The sequence below is a fragment of the Pseudomonas sp. MN1F genome (assembly GCF_009391885.1).
Lineage (GTDB): Bacteria > Pseudomonadota > Gammaproteobacteria > Pseudomonadales > Pseudomonadaceae > Aquipseudomonas.
Genome location: NZ_VZII01000013.1, coordinates 33,920 through 50,176, shown reverse-complemented (window position 1 = coordinate 50,176; position 16,257 = coordinate 33,920). Strand labels below are relative to the sequence as shown.

Below are 16,257 nucleotides of genomic sequence, written 5' to 3'. Positions count from 1 at the left end.
TCCCTATGAGCAGAAAATACTTTGGTACCGACGGCATCCGTGGCCGCGTCGGCGAATTTCCGATCACCCCGGACTTCATGCTGAAGTTGGGCTGGGCTGCCGGCATGGCCTTCCGCAAGCAGGGCCATTGCCGCGTGTTGGTGGGCAAGGACACGCGTATTTCCGGTTACATGTTCGAGTCTGCGCTCGAAGCCGGCTTGTCTGCAGCGGGGGCTGATGTGATGCTGCTCGGGCCGATGCCGACGCCGGCCATCGCTTACCTGACCCGCACCTTCCATGCCGAGGCTGGTATCGTCATCAGTGCTTCGCACAACCCGCACGACGACAACGGCATCAAGTTCTTCTCCGGCCAGGGCACCAAGCTGCCCGACGAAGTCGAGCTGATGATCGAGGAGTTGCTCGATCAGCCGATGACCGTGGTCGAGTCGAGCAAGCTGGGCAAGGTTTCCCGTATCAACGATGCGGCTGGTCGCTATATCGAATTCTGCAAGAGCAGCGTGCCGAGCAGCACCAGCTTCGACGGGCTCAAGCTGGTGGTCGACTGCGCCCACGGTGCCACCTACAAGGTTGCCCCAAGCGTATTCCGCGAGCTTGGCGCCGATGTGACCGTGCTGCATGCACAGCCGGATGGCCTGAACATCAACGAGGGCTGCGGTTCGACCCACATCGAATCGTTGCAGGCTGCCGTGCTGGTGGGGCATGCCGACCTGGGCATCGCCTTCGACGGCGATGGTGACCGGGTATTGATGGTCGATCACACCGGGGCCATCGTCGATGGCGATGAGCTGCTGTTCATCATCGCTCGTGACCTGCATGAGCGCGGCAAGCTGCAAGGCGGCGTAGTTGGCACGTTGATGAGCAACCTGGGCCTGGAGCTTGCGCTCAAGGACCTGGACATTCCGTTCGTGCGGGCCAAGGTCGGCGATCGCTATGTGATGGCCGAGCTGCTCGAGCGCGACTGGCTGGTGGGTGGTGAGAACTCGGGGCACGTCGTGTGCTGCAACCACACCACTACCGGTGATGCGATCATTGCCGCGCTGCAGGTGCTGATGGCGCTCAAACGCCGCGGCGAGACCCTGGCGCAGGCGCGTCAGGCCCTGCGCAAATGCCCGCAGGTGCTGATCAACGTGCGTTTCGGCGCTAGCAAGGTCGATCCCCTGGCGCATCCGGCCGTCAAGGAAGCCAGTGCCAAGGTCACTGAGGCCATGGCTGGGCGTGGGCGTGTGCTGCTGCGCAAGTCCGGCACCGAGCCTTTGGTGCGGGTGATGGTCGAAGGTGACGACGAAAACCAGGTGCGCGGCCATGCCGAAACCCTGGCCAAGCTGGTCGCAGAAGTTTGTGCCTGAAAGAGGCTTGCCAGCGCAGATCGGGTTGGGTAAGATCTGCGCCCACTTTGACCGACGAGGTAAAGCATGCGTCGCCCTATGGTAGCTGGTAACTGGAAGATGCACGGTACCCGCGCCAGCGTCGCTGAGCTGATCCTGGGCCTGGGCAACATGCCGGTGCCAAATGGTGTTGAAGTCGCAGTGTTCCCGCCAACGCTGTTCATCAATCAAGTGGTTGATGGGCTGAAGGGCAAGGGGATCACTGTCGGAGCACAGAATTCTGCGGTAAAGCCCGAAGAGGGCGCGCTGACCGGTGAAGTTGCACCAAGTCAGTTGGTTGAAGCGGGTTGCAAGTTGGTCTTGATTGGCCACTCCGAGCGTCGCCAGATCATCGGCGAAAGTGAAGAAGTGCTGAAAGAGAAGTTTGCAGCCGCTCAACTTAGTGGTTTAATGCCGGTGCTCTGCGTAGGGGAGACTCTCGAAGAGCGCGAGGCAGGCAAGACACTCGAAGTTGTCGGGGGTCAACTAAGCAGTATCATCGACGCGTTCGGTGTTAAGGCTTTTGCCAATGCTGTAATCGCCTATGAGCCGGTTTGGGCCATTGGCACAGGTTTGACGGCTTCGCCTCAGCAGGCTCAGGATGTGCATGCAGCCATCCGTGCTCAGTTGGCGGCCGAAGACACCGAAGTTGCCGCGAATGTGCAGCTTCTCTACGGCGGCAGCGTGAAGGCGGCCAATGCGGCCGAACTGTTCGGCATGCCGGATATCGATGGGGGGCTCATTGGTGGAGCGTCCCTGAACGCAGACGAATTCGGTGCAATTTGTCGCGCCGCAGGAAACTGAACAAATGCTGGAAACAGTTATCGTTGTTTTTCATCTGTTGGCAGCGCTGTCGCTGGTAGTGCTGGTTCTGCTTCAACAGGGTAAAGGTGCGGAAGCAGGTGCATCTTTCGGCGCGGGTGCCTCTAATACCGTGTTCGGGAGCCAAGGCTCTGCAACGTTCCTGAGTAAATTGACTGCAATACTCGCTGCCACTTTCTTTTTGACAGCACTTGGGTTAGGATACTTCGCGAAGCAACAAGCTCACCAGCTTAGCCAAGCAGGTCTTCCAGATCCAGCAGTGCTTGAAGTGAAAGAGCCGCAGAAACCGGCAGTTAATGATGATGTACCGGTGCTCCAGGAGCAGAAGAGTGACACCGCCCCTAAAGGTGATGTTCCTCCTCCAGCCGAAGAGCAGAAGTAACGGGTTTCAAATGTAGTATTGCCGAGGTGGTGGAATTGGTAGACACGCAACCTTGAGGTGGTTGTGCCCATAGGGTGTAGGGGTTCGAGTCCCCTTCTCGGTACCAATTGAAGCTTGAGAGCCCGCTTTAGCGGGCTTTCTTGCAGGTGAAGGTTTGGGTTTGACCCATAAGCAGGTTAAGTCTTATACTTTCGCCCCAGCTTTGTCGCGGGGTGGAGCAGCTTGGTAGCTCGTCGGGCTCATAACCCGAAGGTCGTTGGTTCAAATCCAGCCCCCGCAACCAGCTTCAGCGGAGCCCCTTTTCAGGGGCTTTTTGCTAGCCGAACAAAATTTACGGCGTCGTTGTCCTACGGCGCTTTCAGGGATGGGCGCTTCGCCCATTTTTTATTTGCACAGCATGCACGAGGGGGTTCAGGTGTCGAGCAAGCTAGAACAGTTGCAGGCCTTGTTGGCCCCGGTGGTCGAGGGTCTGGGCTATCAGTGCTGGGGGATCGAATTCGTATCCCAGGGTAAGCATTCGGTACTGCGCATCTATATCGACAAGGAAGACGGCATCCTGGTGGACGACTGCGAAGCAGTCAGCCGTCAGGCCAGCGCGATCCTCGATGTGGAAGATCCGATCAGCAGCGAATACACCCTTGAGGTCTCCTCTCCAGGCATGGATCGCCCACTGTTCACTCTGGAACAGTTTGCCTCGCATGCCGGCGAACAAGTGAAGATCAAGCTGCGTTCACCCTTCGAGGGTCGTCGTAACTTCCAGGGCCTTCTCCGCGGTGTGGAGGATCAGGATGTGGTGGTCCAGGTGGATAACCAAGAGTTCCTGCTGCCGATCGACTCGATCGACAAGGCCAATATTATTCCCAGTTTTGACTGAGACGTGCCGGGCCCGGCGGACTATCCGGGCCCAATGGCTTGCGCAAGGCGAGGCGTACGATGAGCAAAGAAGTACTGCTGGTTGTTGAATCGGTATCCAACGAAAAAGGTGTACCGCCCGGCGTCATTTTCGAAGCGCTGGAAGTGGCCCTGGCTACTGCAACCAAAAAACGTTTTGAGGACGAAGTCGACCTGCGTGTGGAAATCAACCGCCACACCGGTAGCTACGAGACTTTCCGTCGCTGGACCGTGGTCGACGAGAACGACCTGGACGATCCGGCGATCGAAACCTGGCTGGACAAGATCAAGGACACTCACCCGGAAGCGAAAGTCGGTGATGTGATCGAAGAAAAGATCGAGTCCATCGAGTTCGGCCGTATCGCCGCGCAGACCGCCAAGCAGGTCATCGTGCAGAAGGTCCGTGAAGCCGAGCGCGCCCAGGTGGTCGACGCCTACCGCGAGCGGGTCAACGAGATCATCTCCGGCACCGTCAAGAAGGTCACCCGCGACAACGTCATCGTCGACCTGGGCAACAACGCCGAGGCCTTGCTGGCGCGCGAAGACATCATTCCACGCGAGACCTTCCGGGTCGGTGTGCGCCTGCGCGCACTGCTCAAGGAAATTCGCACCGAAAACCGTGGCCCTCAGCTGATTCTTTCGCGCACTGCGCCGCAGATGCTGATCGAGCTGTTCCGCATTGAAGTGCCGGAAATTGCTGAAGGCCTTATCGAAGTCATGGCTGCATCCCGTGATCCGGGGTCGCGTGCCAAGATCGCCGTCCGCTCCAAGGACAAGCGCATCGACCCGCAAGGTGCCTGTATCGGCATGCGCGGTTCGCGTGTCCAGGCCGTATCCGGAGAGTTGGGCGGTGAGCGTGTCGATATCGTCCTGTGGGACGATAACCCGGCGCAGTTCGTCATCAACGCCATGTCGCCGGCTGAAGTCGCGGCGATCATCGTTGACGAGGATGCCCATGCCATGGACATCGCCGTCGCCGAGGACAACCTGGCCCAGGCCATTGGCCGTGGCGGTCAGAACGTTCGTTTGGCCAGTCAGCTGACCGGCTGGACCCTGAACGTGATGACCGAGAAGGACATCCAGGCCAAGCAACAGGCCGAAACCGGCGACATCCTGCGCAATTTCATCGATGAACTGGAAGTCGACGAGGAGCTGGCCCAAGTGCTGGTCGACGAAGGCTTCACTAGCCTCGAAGAAATTGCCTACGTACCGTTGGAAGAAATGCTCAACATCGATGGCTTTGACGAAGATATCGTCAATGAGCTCCGCGCTCGAGCCAAGGACCGTTTGTTGACCAAGGCCATCGCTACCGAAGAAAAACTGGCAGACGCCCACCCGGCCGAAGACCTGCTCTCCCTTGAGGGCATGGACAAGGACCTGGCGGCTGAACTGGCGGTGCGCGGCGTGGTTAACCGCGAAGACCTGGCCGAGCAGTCGATTGACGACCTGCTCGACATCGACGGCATCGACGAAGAGCGTGCCGGCAAGTTGATCATGGCCGCCCGAGCCCATTGGTTCGAGTAATTAGGCGCGGCCTGAGGAGAGAAGTGCATGACGCAAGTCACGGTGAAAGAACTGGCCCAAGAGGTCGAGGCACCGGTAGAGCGCCTGCTGCAGCAGATGCGTGAGGCAGGTCTGCCGCACACCGACGCCGGTCAGGTAGTGACCGACAATGAGAAGCAGACTCTGCTGACCCATTTGAAGAGCAGCCACAAGAGCAAGGTGGAAGAGCCGCGCAAGATTACCTTGCAGCGCAAGACCACCAGCACCCTGCGTGTCGCCGGTAGCAAGAGCATCAGCGTAGAAGTACGCAAGAAGAAAGTTTTCGTGCAGCGCAGCCCGGAAGAAGTCCAGGCTGAGCAGAAGCGTGAGCTGGATGAGCGCCGCGCGGCTGAAAATGCCGCTCGCGACAAGGTTGACGCCGAAGTTCGCCAGCGCAACGAAGATCAGGCTCGCCGTCTGGCAGCCGATAGCGCTGCTGCAGCGCCAGCCCCTGCGCCTGCCGCCAAGGCCGAGCCAGCGCCTGCTGCCGCTCCAGCCCCGGTAGTCGCCGACGTGCCTGCGTCCGAAGACGCCGCAGCCCGTGCTGCCGAGCGCAAGAAGGACGAAGCCCGTCGCAACGAAGGCCGCACCCGTGACGAAGACCGTCGTGGTGGCGAGCGTCGTGGCGAAGCGCCGCGCGTGTCGATCAAGGTCAAGGTCAAGGAGAAGGAAAAGGCTCCGACTCCTCGCGCCGCACCGCGCACCACCGACGAAGAGAGCGATGGCGCTCGTCGTGGCCGTGGTGGCAAGAGCAAGCTGAAGAAGCGTAACCAGCACGGCTTCCAGAACCCGACCGGCCCCGTCATTCGTGACGTGACCATCGGCGAAACCATCACGGTTTCCGAACTGGCCAACCAGATGTCCGTCAAGGGCGCCGAAGTGGTCAAGTTCATGTTCAAGATGGGCACCCCGGTTACCATCAACCAGGTGCTCGACCAGGAAACCGCTCAGCTGATCGCAGAAGAGCTGGGCCACAAGGTCACTCTGGTCAGCGATACCGCCCTGGAAGACTCCCTGGCCGAATCGCTGAAGTTCGAAGGCCAGACCGAGTCGCGTGCGCCGGTGGTTACTGTCATGGGTCACGTTGACCATGGCAAGACCTCGCTGCTCGACTACATCCGTCGTGCCAAGGTTGCTGCTGGCGAAGCCGGTGGTATTACCCAGCACATCGGTGCCTACCACGTGGAAACCGACCGCGGCATGGTCACCTTCCTCGATACCCCGGGCCACGCAGCGTTCACTCAGATGCGTGCTCGTGGTGCCAAGGCTACCGACATCGTCATCCTGGTGGTGGCGGCGGACGACGGCGTGATGCCGCAGACCCGCGAAGCCGTTCAGCATGCCAAGGCAGCTGGCGTTCCGCTGGTGGTTGCAGTGAACAAGATCGACAAGCCGGGCGCTGATCTCGATCGCATCCGCAACGAACTGTCGGTCGAAGGCGTGACCTCCGAGGACTGGGGTGGTGACACGCCGTTCGTCAAGGTTTCGGCGAAGATGGGTACGGGTGTAGACGAACTGCTCGAAGCCGTTCTGCTGCAGGCCGAGATCCTCGAACTGAAGGCTACTCCGACCGCTCCAGGTCGTGGCGTGGTCGTTGAATCGCGCCTGGACAAGGGCCGTGGCCCGGTGGCGACCATCCTGGTTCAGGACGGTACCCTGCGTCAGGGCGACATGGTCCTGTGCGGCTCCAACTATGGCCGCGTGCGTGCCATGCTCGACGAGAACGGCAAGCCTGTGAAGGAAGCCGGCCCGTCGATCCCGGTCGAGATCCTCGGCCTGGACGGTACCCCGGAAGCCGGTGACGAGCTGTCCGTGGTTGCCGACGAGAAGAAGGCTCGCGAAGTTGCCCTGTTCCGTCAAGGCAAGTACCGCGAGGTCAAGCTGGCCCGTGCTCACGCCGGCAAGCTGGAAAACATCTTCGAGACCATGGGTCAGGAAGAGAAGAAGACCCTCAACATCGTCCTCAAGACCGACGTGCGCGGTTCCCTGGAAGCACTGCAGGGCTCGCTTGCTGGTCTGGGCAACGACGAAGTTCAGGTGCGCGTGATCGGTGGCGGCGTCGGTGGTATCACCGAAAGCGACGCCAACCTGGCGCTGGCTTCGAATGCAGTACTGTTCGGCTTCAACGTGCGTGCCGATGCCGGCGCGCGCAAGATCGTCGAGCAGGAAGGTCTGGATATGCGTTACTACAACGTGATCTACGACATCATCGAAGACGTCAAGAAGGCCCTGACCGGCATGCTCGGCAGCGATGTTCGCGAGAACATCCTGGGTGTTGCAGAAGTCCGTGACGTGTTCCGTTCGCCGAAGTTCGGCGCCATCGCTGGCTGTATGGTCATCGAAGGTACCGTGTACCGCAACCGTCCGATCCGCGTACTGCGCGAAGACGTTGTGATCTTCGAAGGCGAGCTGGAATCGCTGCGTCGCTTCAAGGACGACGCTTCCGAAGTACGTTCGGGCATGGAGTGCGGTATTGGCGTCAAGAGCTACAACGACGTCAAGGTCGGCGACAAGATCGAAGTCTTCGAGAAAGTCCAGGTTGCTCGTACCCTTTAAGGGTGAGCAGGGCGCCAGCCCCCGCCGCAGGGCGGTGGGCAGCGCCTCAGTAGGTAGCGCCCGGTCAGGCTTCAGCCTCACCGGGCGTTTGCCGCTTTAAGTTACAGGTAGCAAGAATGGCCAAAGAATACAGCCGTACCCAACGTATCGGTGATCAGATGCAGCGTGAGCTGGCCGAGCTGATCCGCCGTGAAGTCAAAGACCCACGCGTCGGTCTGGTGACCATCACCGCCGTGGATGTGAGCCGCGACCTGGGCCATGCCAAGGTCTTCATCACCGTCATGGGCGAAGAAGCGCCAGACGCCGTGCAGCAGTCGCTCAAGGCCCTGAACAGCGCCGCAAGCTTCCTGCGCCTGCACCTGGGCCGCTCGATGCAGCTGCGCAGCGTGCCGCAGTTGCACTTCCACTTCGATGAAAGTGTCAGCCGCGGTGTCCACCTGTCGGCGCTGATCGAGCGTGCAGTGGCCGAAGACCGCCTGCACAAGGATGCCGACGAGCTGGACGCCAAGGAGTAAACGGTGGCCCAGGTCAAACGTATCCGCCGCAATGTCAGCGGCATCATCCTGCTCGACAAGCCGCTGGGTTTCACCTCCAACGCTGCGCTGCAGAAGGTCCGCTGGCTGCTCAATGCCGAGAAGGCCGGCCACACCGGCAGCCTCGACCCGCTGGCCACCGGCGTGCTGCCGCTGTGCTTCGGTGAGGCGACCAAGTTTTCGCAGTACCTGCTCGATTCCGACAAGGGCTACGAAACGGTCATGCAGATGGGGCAGACTACCAGCACCGCGGACGCTGAAGGCGAAGTCCTGCAGACCCGCGAGGTGACCGTTGGTCGCGCCGATATCGAAGCCGTGATCCCGCGTTTTCGCGGTGAAATCCTTCAAGTACCGCCGATGTACTCGGCGCTCAAGCGCGACGGCCAGCCGCTGTACAAACTGGCGCGTGCAGGAGAGGTAGTGGAGCGCGAGGCGCGTTCTGTTACTATTGGCCGCTTGGAGTTGCTCGAGTGCGAAGGCACCCGTGCGCGGTTGTCGGTTGGCTGCAGCAAAGGCACCTATATCCGCACCCTGGTGGAGGATATCGGCGAGGCCCTGGGCTGCGGCGCTTATGTCGCCGAACTGCGCCGGACCCAGGCCGGGCCTTTCGCCCTGGCCCAGACGGTAACCCTCGAGGAACTCGAGCAAGCCCATGCCGAAGGTGGCAACGAAGCGCTCGATCGCTTCCTGATGCCGTCCGACAGCGGGCTGCTGGACTGGCCACTGGTGTGCCTGTCCGAGCACAGCGCTTTCTACTGGCTGCATGGCCAGGCAGTGCGTGCGCCGGATGCACCGCAGTTCGGCATGGTCCGCGTACAGGATCACAATGGTCGCTTCATCGGTATCGGTGAAGTGAGCGAAGACGGGCGTATTGCGCCGCGTCGACTGATTCGGTCGGAATGACCGAAACCACAGGCCGAGGCTTTGGCTGAAACCGGTGGACCGAGGGTGGCTGTCAGTAGGCACGGTCACAGCTCATTTTATTAATACAGGGTTTTGTCCCTGGCCTATTGGAACCCGCTTGCGGGATCCGTTTAATTTGGAGAAGCCTCATGGCCCTCAGCGTTGAAGAAAAAGCTCAGATCGTTGCCGATTACCAGCAAGCCGCCGGCGATACCGGTAGCCCGGAAGTGCAGGTTGCTCTGCTGACCGCCAACATCAACAAGCTGCAAGGCCACTTCAAGGCCAACGACAAAGACCACCACTCCCGTCGTGGTCTGATCCGTATGGTTAACCAGCGTCGTAAGCTGCTGGACTACCTGAAGGGTAAAGACACCACTCGTTACAGCGCCCTGATCGGTCGCCTGGGCCTGCGTCGCTAATAGCGGCCTGGTCAGTGGTGTGCATGGCGTGTCGCAAGCTTCGGCTATGCTGTTTTGCAGCTTCGCCGTCGGGCACGCCACGCGTATCTCCGAGGTTGGCAGCCTGGTTTTGCTGAGCGGTTTACCGCGCAGCAGCCAGGCTCCCAACCTCGTGTTGTATCTGGACGGTCAATGGGGCCGATTCCCCGTTCTGCCCAAGAATTCGCAAGAAACCAGTTCCCCCAGAGCCACTGAAAAAGGTAGGAAACCGTGAACCCGGTAATCAAGAAATTCCAGTTCGGTCAATCGACCGTTACTCTCGAAACGGGCCGTATCGCCCGTCAGGCAACCGGCGCCGTGCTGGTTACCGTCGACAACGATGTCACCGTGCTGGTGACCGTGGTCGGTGCCAAACAGGCCGATCCAGGCAAGGGTTTCTTCCCGCTGTCGGTCCACTACCAGGAAAAGACCTACGCCGCCGGCAAGATCCCGGGTGGCTTCTTCAAGCGTGAAGGCCGTCCTTCCGAGAAAGAGACGCTGACCTCGCGCCTGATCGACCGTCCGATCCGCCCGCTGTTCCCAGAAGGTTTCATGAACGAAGTGCAGGTTGTCTGCACCGTGGTTTCCACCAGCAAGAAGACCGATCCGGACATCGCTGCGATGATCGGTACTTCGGCTGCCCTGGCGATCTCCGGCATTCCGTTCGAAGGCCCGATCGGCGCTGCCCGCGTTGCCTTCCACGAAAGCACCGGCTACCTGCTGAACCCGACCTACGAGCAACTGGCTGCCTCGAGCCTGGACATGGTCGTTGCCGGTACTTCCGATGCTGTGCTGATGGTTGAATCGGAAGCTCAAGAGCTGACCGAAGACCAGATGCTGGGCGCCGTCCTGTTCGCCCACGACGAGTTCCAGGTTGTTATCCAGGCTGTCAAAGAGCTGGCCGCTGAAGCTGCCAAGCCGACCTGGGACTGGAAACCGGCCGTTGCCAACACTGAACTGTTCAACGCCATCCGCGCCGAATTCGGCGAAGCCGTTTCCCAGGCCTACACCATCACCGTCAAGGCCGACCGCTATGCGCGCCTGGGCGAGCTGCGCGACCAGGCGGTTGCCAAGTTCTCCGGTGAAGAAGGCCAACCTTCGGCTGGTGAAGTCAAAGACATCTTCGGCGAAATCGAATACCGCACCGTTCGCGAAAACATCGTCAATGGCAAGCCACGTATCGACGGCCGCGACACCAAAACTGTTCGCCCGCTGAACATCGAAGTCGGTGTGCTGCCGAAGACTCACGGTTCGGCACTGTTCACCCGTGGTGAAACCCAGGCCCTGGTCGTAGCGACCCTCGGTACTGCACGTGACGCCCAGCTGCTGGACACCCTCGAAGGCGAGAAGAAAGACCCGTTCATGCTGCACTACAACTTCCCACCGTTCTCGGTAGGCGAGTGTGGTCGCATGGGTGGTGCCGGCCGCCGCGAGATCGGCCACGGCCGTCTGGCCCGTCGTTCGGTTCAGGCCATGCTGCCTGCCGCTGACGTGTTCCCGTACACCATCCGCGTGGTTTCGGAAATCACCGAATCCAACGGTTCCAGCTCCATGGCTTCGGTCTGCGGTGCCTCCCTGGCACTGATGGACGCTGGCGTACCGATGAAGGCTCCAGTTGCCGGTATCGCCATGGGCCTGGTCAAGGAAGGCGAGAAGTTCGCAGTCCTGACCGACATCCTCGGTGACGAAGACCACCTCGGCGACATGGACTTCAAGGTTGCAGGTACCGCCAAAGGTGTTACCGCACTGCAGATGGACATCAAGATCAACGGCATCACCGAAGAGATCATGGAAATCGCCCTGGGCCAAGCCCTGGAAGCGCGCCTGAACATCCTCGGCCAGATGAACCAGATCATTGGCGAGTCGCGTACCGAGCTGTCGGCCAACGCCCCGACCATGATCGCGATGAAGATCGACACCGACAAGATCCGTGATGTCATCGGCAAAGGCGGCGCTACCATTCGCGCCATCTGCGAAGAGACCAAAGCGTCGATCGACATCGAAGACGACGGCTCGATCAAGATCTTCGGCGAGACCAAGGAAGCGGCAGACGCTGCCAAGCAGCGCATCCTGGGTATCACCGCCGAGGCCGAGATCGGCAAGATCTACGTCGGCAAGGTCGAGCGCATCGTCGATTTCGGCGCCTTCGTCAACATCCTGCCTGGCAAGGACGGCCTGGTGCACATCTCGATGCTGAGCGACGCTCGCGTAGAGAAAGTGACCGACGTGCTGAAAGAAGGTCAGGAAGTCGAAGTGCTGGTACTGGACGTGGACAACCGCGGCCGTATCAAGCTGTCGATCAAAGACGTTGCCGCTGCCAAGGCTTCGGGCGTCTAAGCGACTGACACGCACCAGAAGAAGGGCCCCGTCGGGGCCCTTTTTTTATGGCTTTCGGGAACCTTTTGCGGACTTGCATCTTGCATGCAGGTTTTTCGCCCTGATTGCAAAATGCACGACATCCGTTAGCGTCAATTTTCCCTAACTTATTGATTTATAAGGGAACAAGCGAAGCGTAAAAGCTGGCACAGCACATGCAACTACACTCTTACCTGCCGCCAGGACATACGGCGCAGACCTTTCGACAAACAGGAGTGACCCAAATGAAGAAGTTCGCCATTGCTGCCGCTACTGCTACCGCGCTGACCCTGACCATGGCCAACGGTGCCTTTGCTGCCGAGGCCACTCAGGCTCCGCTGATGATGGCTGCCAATACCGTGGACAACGCCAAACAGGAAGGCTCTGATACCTGGATCACCACCAAGGTCAAAGCTGACCTGATGACCGAGAAAGGCGTACCGGGTAGCGATATCAAAGTGGAAACCAGCCACGGTGTCGTTTCGCTGTCTTCTGACGTGAAGGTGACTGAATCGCAAAAGGCTGAAGCTGTCCGCATCACCAAGAACATCAAAGGCGTAAAAAGCGTGATGGCTGATGGCTTGAAAGCCGAATAAGGAATGTCCCGTCGGCCAGAGGGATTTGGCCACCTGCAGCGAAGCCCCGGCAATTGCCGGGGTTTTTTCATTGGGCCTCAGTACACCGGGTTACGGGCGATCACGTCGCTTTCAAAGCACGCCTGCTCGACGATCAGTGGCTCGACCAACGGGCGGCTGTCGCGGAAATGGGCGGTCTGGGTGTGCGCTTCGTACGCATCGTCGTCGCGGTAGATCTCGTACAGGTAGATCACGTCTGGGTCGATGCGGTCCTGGGAGACATCGAACACCAGGCAGCCTGGCTCGGTGGCGACGGAGGCAGCGGCATTGACCTTGATGGCGGTGAGAAAGTCTTCTGCGCAGCCGGGTTTGACGCGGGTCTTGATGAACAGGCTATACACAAGGCGCTCCTTTTGTTTTAAATTCAATTACTAATTGTATACAAAAATGGAGTCGCGCCAATGTCCGAATTACCTGCCCGTCCCGGTCGCCTGAATGGCCTGCGCCATATTGCCTTGCTGGTGCCCAACCTGGAGGAGTGCGAGCGTTTCTATGTCGATGTGATGGGCATGGAGGTGCTGAACCGGGCCAACGAAGACCTGGTATACCTGACCTGCGGTAATGACAACCTGTCGCTGGGGCGTGGGGCAGGGGCGGCCAATGGGCTGCAGACCCTGGACCATTACGGTTTCATCGTCGATAGCGTCGAGGAGTTGGAGGCCTGGTATCAGTACTTCAAGGCGCGTGGGGTTACCTTGCTCGACAAGCCATTCAACCATGGTGATGGAGCGCGCAGCTTCCACTTGCTGGACCCGGCGGGCAACAAGGTGCAGCCGCTGTATCACCCGTCGGTGTCGGGCCAGCGGCTGGTGTAAGCCTGCCCCGGCCCTTCGCGGCTGACGCCGCTCATTCAGCATCCAGATGCATCGGCGTGACCACCCGCCCATCGCTCTCAGCCTGCCCCAGGTTGGTATCGATGAAGTACACCCGGTCATCCTCGAGTTTGCCCTTGTCGACCAGGTAGTCCTTGATGCTGCTGGCCCGCTCCTGGCCAAGGGTGCGCAGCAATGCCGTGCTTTCAGCCCACGACTTGATCACCGCCTCTCGCAGCTTGGCGGTGCGCTCGTCCCGGCTCAGTTGTTCCCATTCAGCCGGTGGCTGCTGCTTCAGGCGGGTGCGGTAGATACCTTCGAGCATCGCCGGCTTGTCGCTGTCATCGACCTGTAGCATGGAGGCATTGGCCGGTACCTTGTCACCACGACGCTGCAGGATCTTGTACCAGTTCGCCTGGTATTCGCGCTCCAGGCGTTGCTGGGCAATCAATGGGCCGTCGCTGCTCTGCGCGCTGGTCCCTTCGATCTCCAGGCGCAGCTCCGGGCGTTCCTTGAGGGCGGAAGCGAGCTTGTCCAGCGTCGACTGCGCATCGCCACTGAGTTCACTGGAGCCAGGGGCAAACGCCACCGTACCGAGGTCTTCCGAGCCGCCACCAGAAATCAGCCCACCGATAAACTTGAACGGCGCCTGGGCCGCACGGAGCACCAGGTTGCGCAGGGTCTGCCAGACGATCGGCATGACGCTGAACTGCGGGTTGTTCAGGTCACCTGAAACCGGCAGTTCGATGGAGATCCGCCCTTCGGTGTCCTTGAGCAGGGCAATCGCCAGGCGGATCGGCAGGTCCACCGCATCCGGGCTGTCGACCTTTTCACCCAGTTGCAGCTGCTCGACCACCACCTTGTTCTCGGCCTTGAGCTGGCCGTTGGTGATCAGGTAATGCAGGTCGAGGTTCAAGCGCCCCTTGCGGATGCGAAAGCCAGCGAACTTGCCGGAGTAGGGCGTCAAGGTGGTCAGTTCGACGCGCTTGAAGCTGGTGGCGATATCCAGGCTGGCCAGCGGGTTGAACGGGTTGAGTGCGCCCTTGATGGTGACCGGGGCATAACGGTCGACCTTGCCTTTGACATCGACCTTGGCCGGTGCCGGCTTGCGGTTGTCGATGGTGCCGATCTGGCCATTGAGCTGCTGGATGGCGGTGGCGAAGTTCGGGGTCAGGGTCAGGTCGGCGAAGTTGGCCGAGCCATCGTTGATGTCGATCTGGCCGATGTGGATGCCCAAGGGCTTGCTGCCCGAGGCACTGGCTGGCTTGGCCGGGCTGCGGGCCGGCGCGCCGGCCGGCTGCGGGATGAGCAGGTCGTCGACGCTGGTGGTGCGGTCTTCGTTGATGATGAAGCGCGCATAGGGCTGCAGCAGGGTCACCTTGTCGATCGACAGGGCATCACCGTGTACATACGACAGGCCGTCGACGTTGACTTGCTGCCATTTGACGAAGTCTCGGCCCTTGATGGTGTCCAGGGTGTGCAGCTGGTTGACCTGAGCCTTCCCGGCAACGCTGAAGGCCAGTGGTTCGGTGCTCTTGAGGTCGACCTTGAGGTCGCTGGCGAGCATGCCACTGCGCAGTTCGAGGCGAATGAACGGGCTGATGTAGGCCTGGGCGACGCGCAGGTCGATGTCACGGGTGCTGACATCGAGCTTGGCCGTGACCGGCGCCAGGTTCACTTCACCTGCCGCCTGCAGCTTGCCTTGTTTACCAATGCCGGTGTCGAGCTTGAGGGTGAAAGGCGACTGGTTGAGGCTGTCGAAACCCTGCATGTCGAGGTTCAGCGGGCCAACGTCCAGCGCCACCGGCTCCTTCTGGCTACGGTCGGCGAGGTGCACCTGATAGTTGCGCAGTTGCACGTCCTTGAGCAGTACCTGCCAGGGCTTGCTTGGCGCTTTAGCGGCTTTTTCTTCTGCGGTCGGTTCGGCAGCCGCCGGCTCGGCCTTTTCTTTCGGTGAGGGCTTGGCCGGCTGGCTGGCGAACAGCGTCTGCCAGTCGAGCTGGCCATCCTTTTCCAGGGCCGCCCAGGTTTCCAGTTTTTCGCTGCGGACCTTGCCGACGGTGACCAGTTGCTTGGCCAGGTCGATGGACGTCTCGCTCACCTCCAGGTTGGCCAGGCGCACCAGCGGCCGGCCATCCGGTGCTTTGATGGCGAAAGGCGCAACCTTGAGCGAGGTGTTGTCGAGCAACAGCTCGGTTTCCTTGGACAGGTTGAGCTTGTAGTGGGTGTCGAGGTTGACCACGCCGTCCTCGAGCACAAGGGGCAAGGCATCGCGCACATAGGGCCAGAACAGCTTCATCTTGCCGTCGGTGACTTTCAGCGTGCCTTGCGAGGCGATCGGCGCCAGGCTGAGGGTGCCGTTCCAGTCCACCCGCCCGCCGTTGGGGCCAAGCGCCACCAAGGTCATGTCGGCGTTGTCGTCCGGCAGGGTGCTGAGGTTCTTCAGCTCCAGGTTCATGTCGTCGTAGATGAATTCGATCGGCTCGCTGGGGCGCTGATCCTCGAAGTGCAGGTAGCCGCCACTGAGCTTGATGCTGTCGATACGCAGCGGGAACGGGTCGCTTGGGGGGGCTTCGGGTTGGGGTTCGCTGGCAGGTAACTTGAACAGTTGGGTCAGGTTGAGGGTACCGTCCTTGGCGAACAGCACCTCGTTGCGCGGCTTGTCGAGCTCGATCGCCTGCAGGTGCAGGGCACGTTTCCACAGGCTGTCGAGTGCCAGGTTGGCGTACAGCCGTTCGAAGCCGACCTGCTCCTTGCCGGGTTCGCCCAGTTGCAGGCCCCACACGGTCAGCTCAAGGCTGAAGGGGTTGAGTTCGATGCGTTGCAGGTGCGCCGGCACGGTGGCGTATTGCGCCAGCTGCTGGTTGGCGATACGCAAGGCGACACCAGGGAGAATGAGGAAGCCAAGCAGGCTGTAGAGGGCCACGAGAGCCAACAGGGCGCCGAGGGCGCGAGTCAATCCTTTGTACATGTGTCGCTTCGTCTGTCTAAGCAGGAGTGCTTGGAGTATGGCACGTTAAATCGG

At 60.5% G+C, this 16,257-nt stretch carries 14 protein-coding genes and 2 tRNA genes; 14 read left to right on the top strand and 2 right to left on the bottom strand.

Going from position 1 to position 16,257, the window contains the following annotated elements; genetic code table 11:
* Positions 1 to 5 precede the first annotated feature (5 nt).
* From glmM to F6X59_RS08690, 13 genes are all read left to right on the top strand, one after another.
* Positions 6 to 1,346, top strand: coding sequence for a phosphoglucosamine mutase (gene glmM, locus F6X59_RS08750; protein WP_152955895.1), 1,341 nt, complete (start codon positions 6 to 8; stop codon positions 1,344 to 1,346).
* Positions 1,347 to 1,412: 66 nt separating this feature from the next.
* Complete coding sequence (tpiA, locus tag F6X59_RS08745; protein ID WP_152955894.1) at positions 1,413 to 2,168, top strand: triose-phosphate isomerase; 756 nt, start codon at positions 1,413 to 1,415, stop codon at positions 2,166 to 2,168.
* Positions 2,169 to 2,172: 4 nt separating this feature from the next.
* On the top strand, positions 2,173 to 2,568 hold the full coding sequence (gene secG / locus F6X59_RS08740) for a preprotein translocase subunit SecG (protein ID WP_110639658.1): 396 nt from the start codon (positions 2,173 to 2,175) through the stop codon (positions 2,566 to 2,568).
* A gap of 20 nt (positions 2,569 to 2,588) precedes the next feature.
* A tRNA-Leu gene (locus F6X59_RS08735) sits at positions 2,589 to 2,674 on the top strand.
* Between the two features lie 100 nt (positions 2,675 to 2,774).
* Positions 2,775 to 2,851: transfer RNA gene (locus F6X59_RS08730), tRNA-Met, on the top strand.
* Between the two features lie 132 nt (positions 2,852 to 2,983).
* A complete protein-coding gene (rimP, locus tag F6X59_RS08725) occupies positions 2,984 to 3,442 on the top strand; it encodes a ribosome maturation factor RimP (RefSeq protein WP_054885662.1) in 459 nt (152 codons plus the stop codon).
* Positions 3,443 to 3,501: 59 nt separating this feature from the next.
* Positions 3,502 to 4,983 (top strand): transcription termination factor NusA, encoded by a 1,482-nt coding sequence (nusA, locus tag F6X59_RS08720; protein WP_152955893.1) that lies wholly within the window; start codon positions 3,502 to 3,504, stop codon positions 4,981 to 4,983.
* A 27-nt stretch (positions 4,984 to 5,010) separates the two neighbouring features.
* Positions 5,011 to 7,557, top strand: a complete 2,547-nt coding sequence (gene infB / locus F6X59_RS08715) for a translation initiation factor IF-2 (RefSeq protein WP_152955892.1) — start codon at positions 5,011 to 5,013, stop codon at positions 7,555 to 7,557.
* Positions 7,558 to 7,673: 116 nt separating this feature from the next.
* Positions 7,674 to 8,072: a 30S ribosome-binding factor RbfA gene (rbfA, locus tag F6X59_RS08710; protein WP_152955891.1), complete on the top strand. Its 399-nt coding sequence runs from the start codon at positions 7,674 to 7,676 to the stop codon at positions 8,070 to 8,072.
* 3 nt (positions 8,073 to 8,075) lie between these two features.
* Positions 8,076 to 8,993 carry a tRNA pseudouridine(55) synthase TruB gene (gene truB, locus F6X59_RS08705; RefSeq protein ID WP_372240336.1) on the top strand — a complete coding sequence of 306 codons (918 nt, stop codon included), beginning with the start codon at positions 8,076 to 8,078 and terminating at the stop codon, positions 8,991 to 8,993.
* 149 nt (positions 8,994 to 9,142) lie between these two features.
* Positions 9,143 to 9,412 carry a 30S ribosomal protein S15 gene (rpsO, locus tag F6X59_RS08700; RefSeq protein ID WP_016391796.1) on the top strand — a complete coding sequence of 90 codons (270 nt, stop codon included), beginning with the start codon at positions 9,143 to 9,145 and terminating at the stop codon, positions 9,410 to 9,412.
* A 249-nt stretch (positions 9,413 to 9,661) separates the two neighbouring features.
* Positions 9,662 to 11,767 carry a polyribonucleotide nucleotidyltransferase gene (pnp, locus tag F6X59_RS08695; RefSeq protein WP_346652456.1) on the top strand — a complete coding sequence of 702 codons (2,106 nt, stop codon included), beginning with the start codon at positions 9,662 to 9,664 and terminating at the stop codon, positions 11,765 to 11,767.
* A gap of 263 nt (positions 11,768 to 12,030) precedes the next feature.
* Complete coding sequence (locus F6X59_RS08690) at positions 12,031 to 12,381, top strand: BON domain-containing protein (protein WP_152955890.1); 351 nt, start codon at positions 12,031 to 12,033, stop codon at positions 12,379 to 12,381.
* 77 nt (positions 12,382 to 12,458) lie between these two features.
* On the opposite strand, the gene F6X59_RS08685 is transcribed toward F6X59_RS08690, so the two are convergent.
* Positions 12,459 to 12,761 (bottom strand): putative quinol monooxygenase, encoded by a 303-nt coding sequence (locus F6X59_RS08685; protein ID WP_346652455.1) that lies wholly within the window; start codon positions 12,759 to 12,761, stop codon positions 12,459 to 12,461.
* A 60-nt stretch (positions 12,762 to 12,821) separates the two neighbouring features.
* Between F6X59_RS08685 and F6X59_RS08680 the strand changes: the two genes are divergently transcribed.
* Positions 12,822 to 13,235 (top strand): VOC family protein, encoded by a 414-nt coding sequence (locus F6X59_RS08680; protein WP_054885629.1) that lies wholly within the window; start codon positions 12,822 to 12,824, stop codon positions 13,233 to 13,235.
* Between the two features lie 31 nt (positions 13,236 to 13,266).
* Here the strand turns inward: F6X59_RS08680 and F6X59_RS08675 are convergent, their stop codons facing one another.
* On the bottom strand, positions 13,267 to 16,203 hold the full coding sequence (locus F6X59_RS08675; RefSeq protein WP_152955888.1) for a DUF748 domain-containing protein: 2,937 nt from the start codon (positions 16,201 to 16,203) through the stop codon (positions 13,267 to 13,269).
* Between the last annotated feature and the right edge of the window lie 54 nt (positions 16,204 to 16,257).

Excerpts from the sequence above, each read along its gene's own strand:
- rbfA (WP_152955891.1), top strand. The coding sequence starts at position 7,674 with ATGGCCAAAGAATACAGCCGTACCCAACGTATCGGTGATCAGATGCAG.
- F6X59_RS08680 (WP_054885629.1), top strand. The coding sequence starts at position 12,822 with ATGTCCGAATTACCTGCCCGTCCCGGTCGCCTGAATGGCCTGCGCCAT.
- infB (WP_152955892.1), top strand. The coding sequence starts at position 5,011 with ATGACGCAAGTCACGGTGAAAGAACTGGCCCAAGAGGTCGAGGCACCG.
- secG (WP_110639658.1), top strand. The coding sequence starts at position 2,173 with ATGCTGGAAACAGTTATCGTTGTTTTTCATCTGTTGGCAGCGCTGTCG.
- rpsO (WP_016391796.1), top strand. The coding sequence starts at position 9,143 with ATGGCCCTCAGCGTTGAAGAAAAAGCTCAGATCGTTGCCGATTACCAG.
- nusA (WP_152955893.1), top strand. The coding sequence starts at position 3,502 with ATGAGCAAAGAAGTACTGCTGGTTGTTGAATCGGTATCCAACGAAAAA.
- tpiA (WP_152955894.1), top strand. The coding sequence starts at position 1,413 with ATGCGTCGCCCTATGGTAGCTGGTAACTGGAAGATGCACGGTACCCGC.
- glmM (WP_152955895.1), top strand. The coding sequence starts at position 6 with ATGAGCAGAAAATACTTTGGTACCGACGGCATCCGTGGCCGCGTCGGC.
- F6X59_RS08675 (WP_152955888.1), bottom strand. The coding sequence starts at position 16,203 with ATGTACAAAGGATTGACTCGCGCCCTCGGCGCCCTGTTGGCTCTCGTG.
- F6X59_RS08690 (WP_152955890.1), top strand. The coding sequence starts at position 12,031 with ATGAAGAAGTTCGCCATTGCTGCCGCTACTGCTACCGCGCTGACCCTG.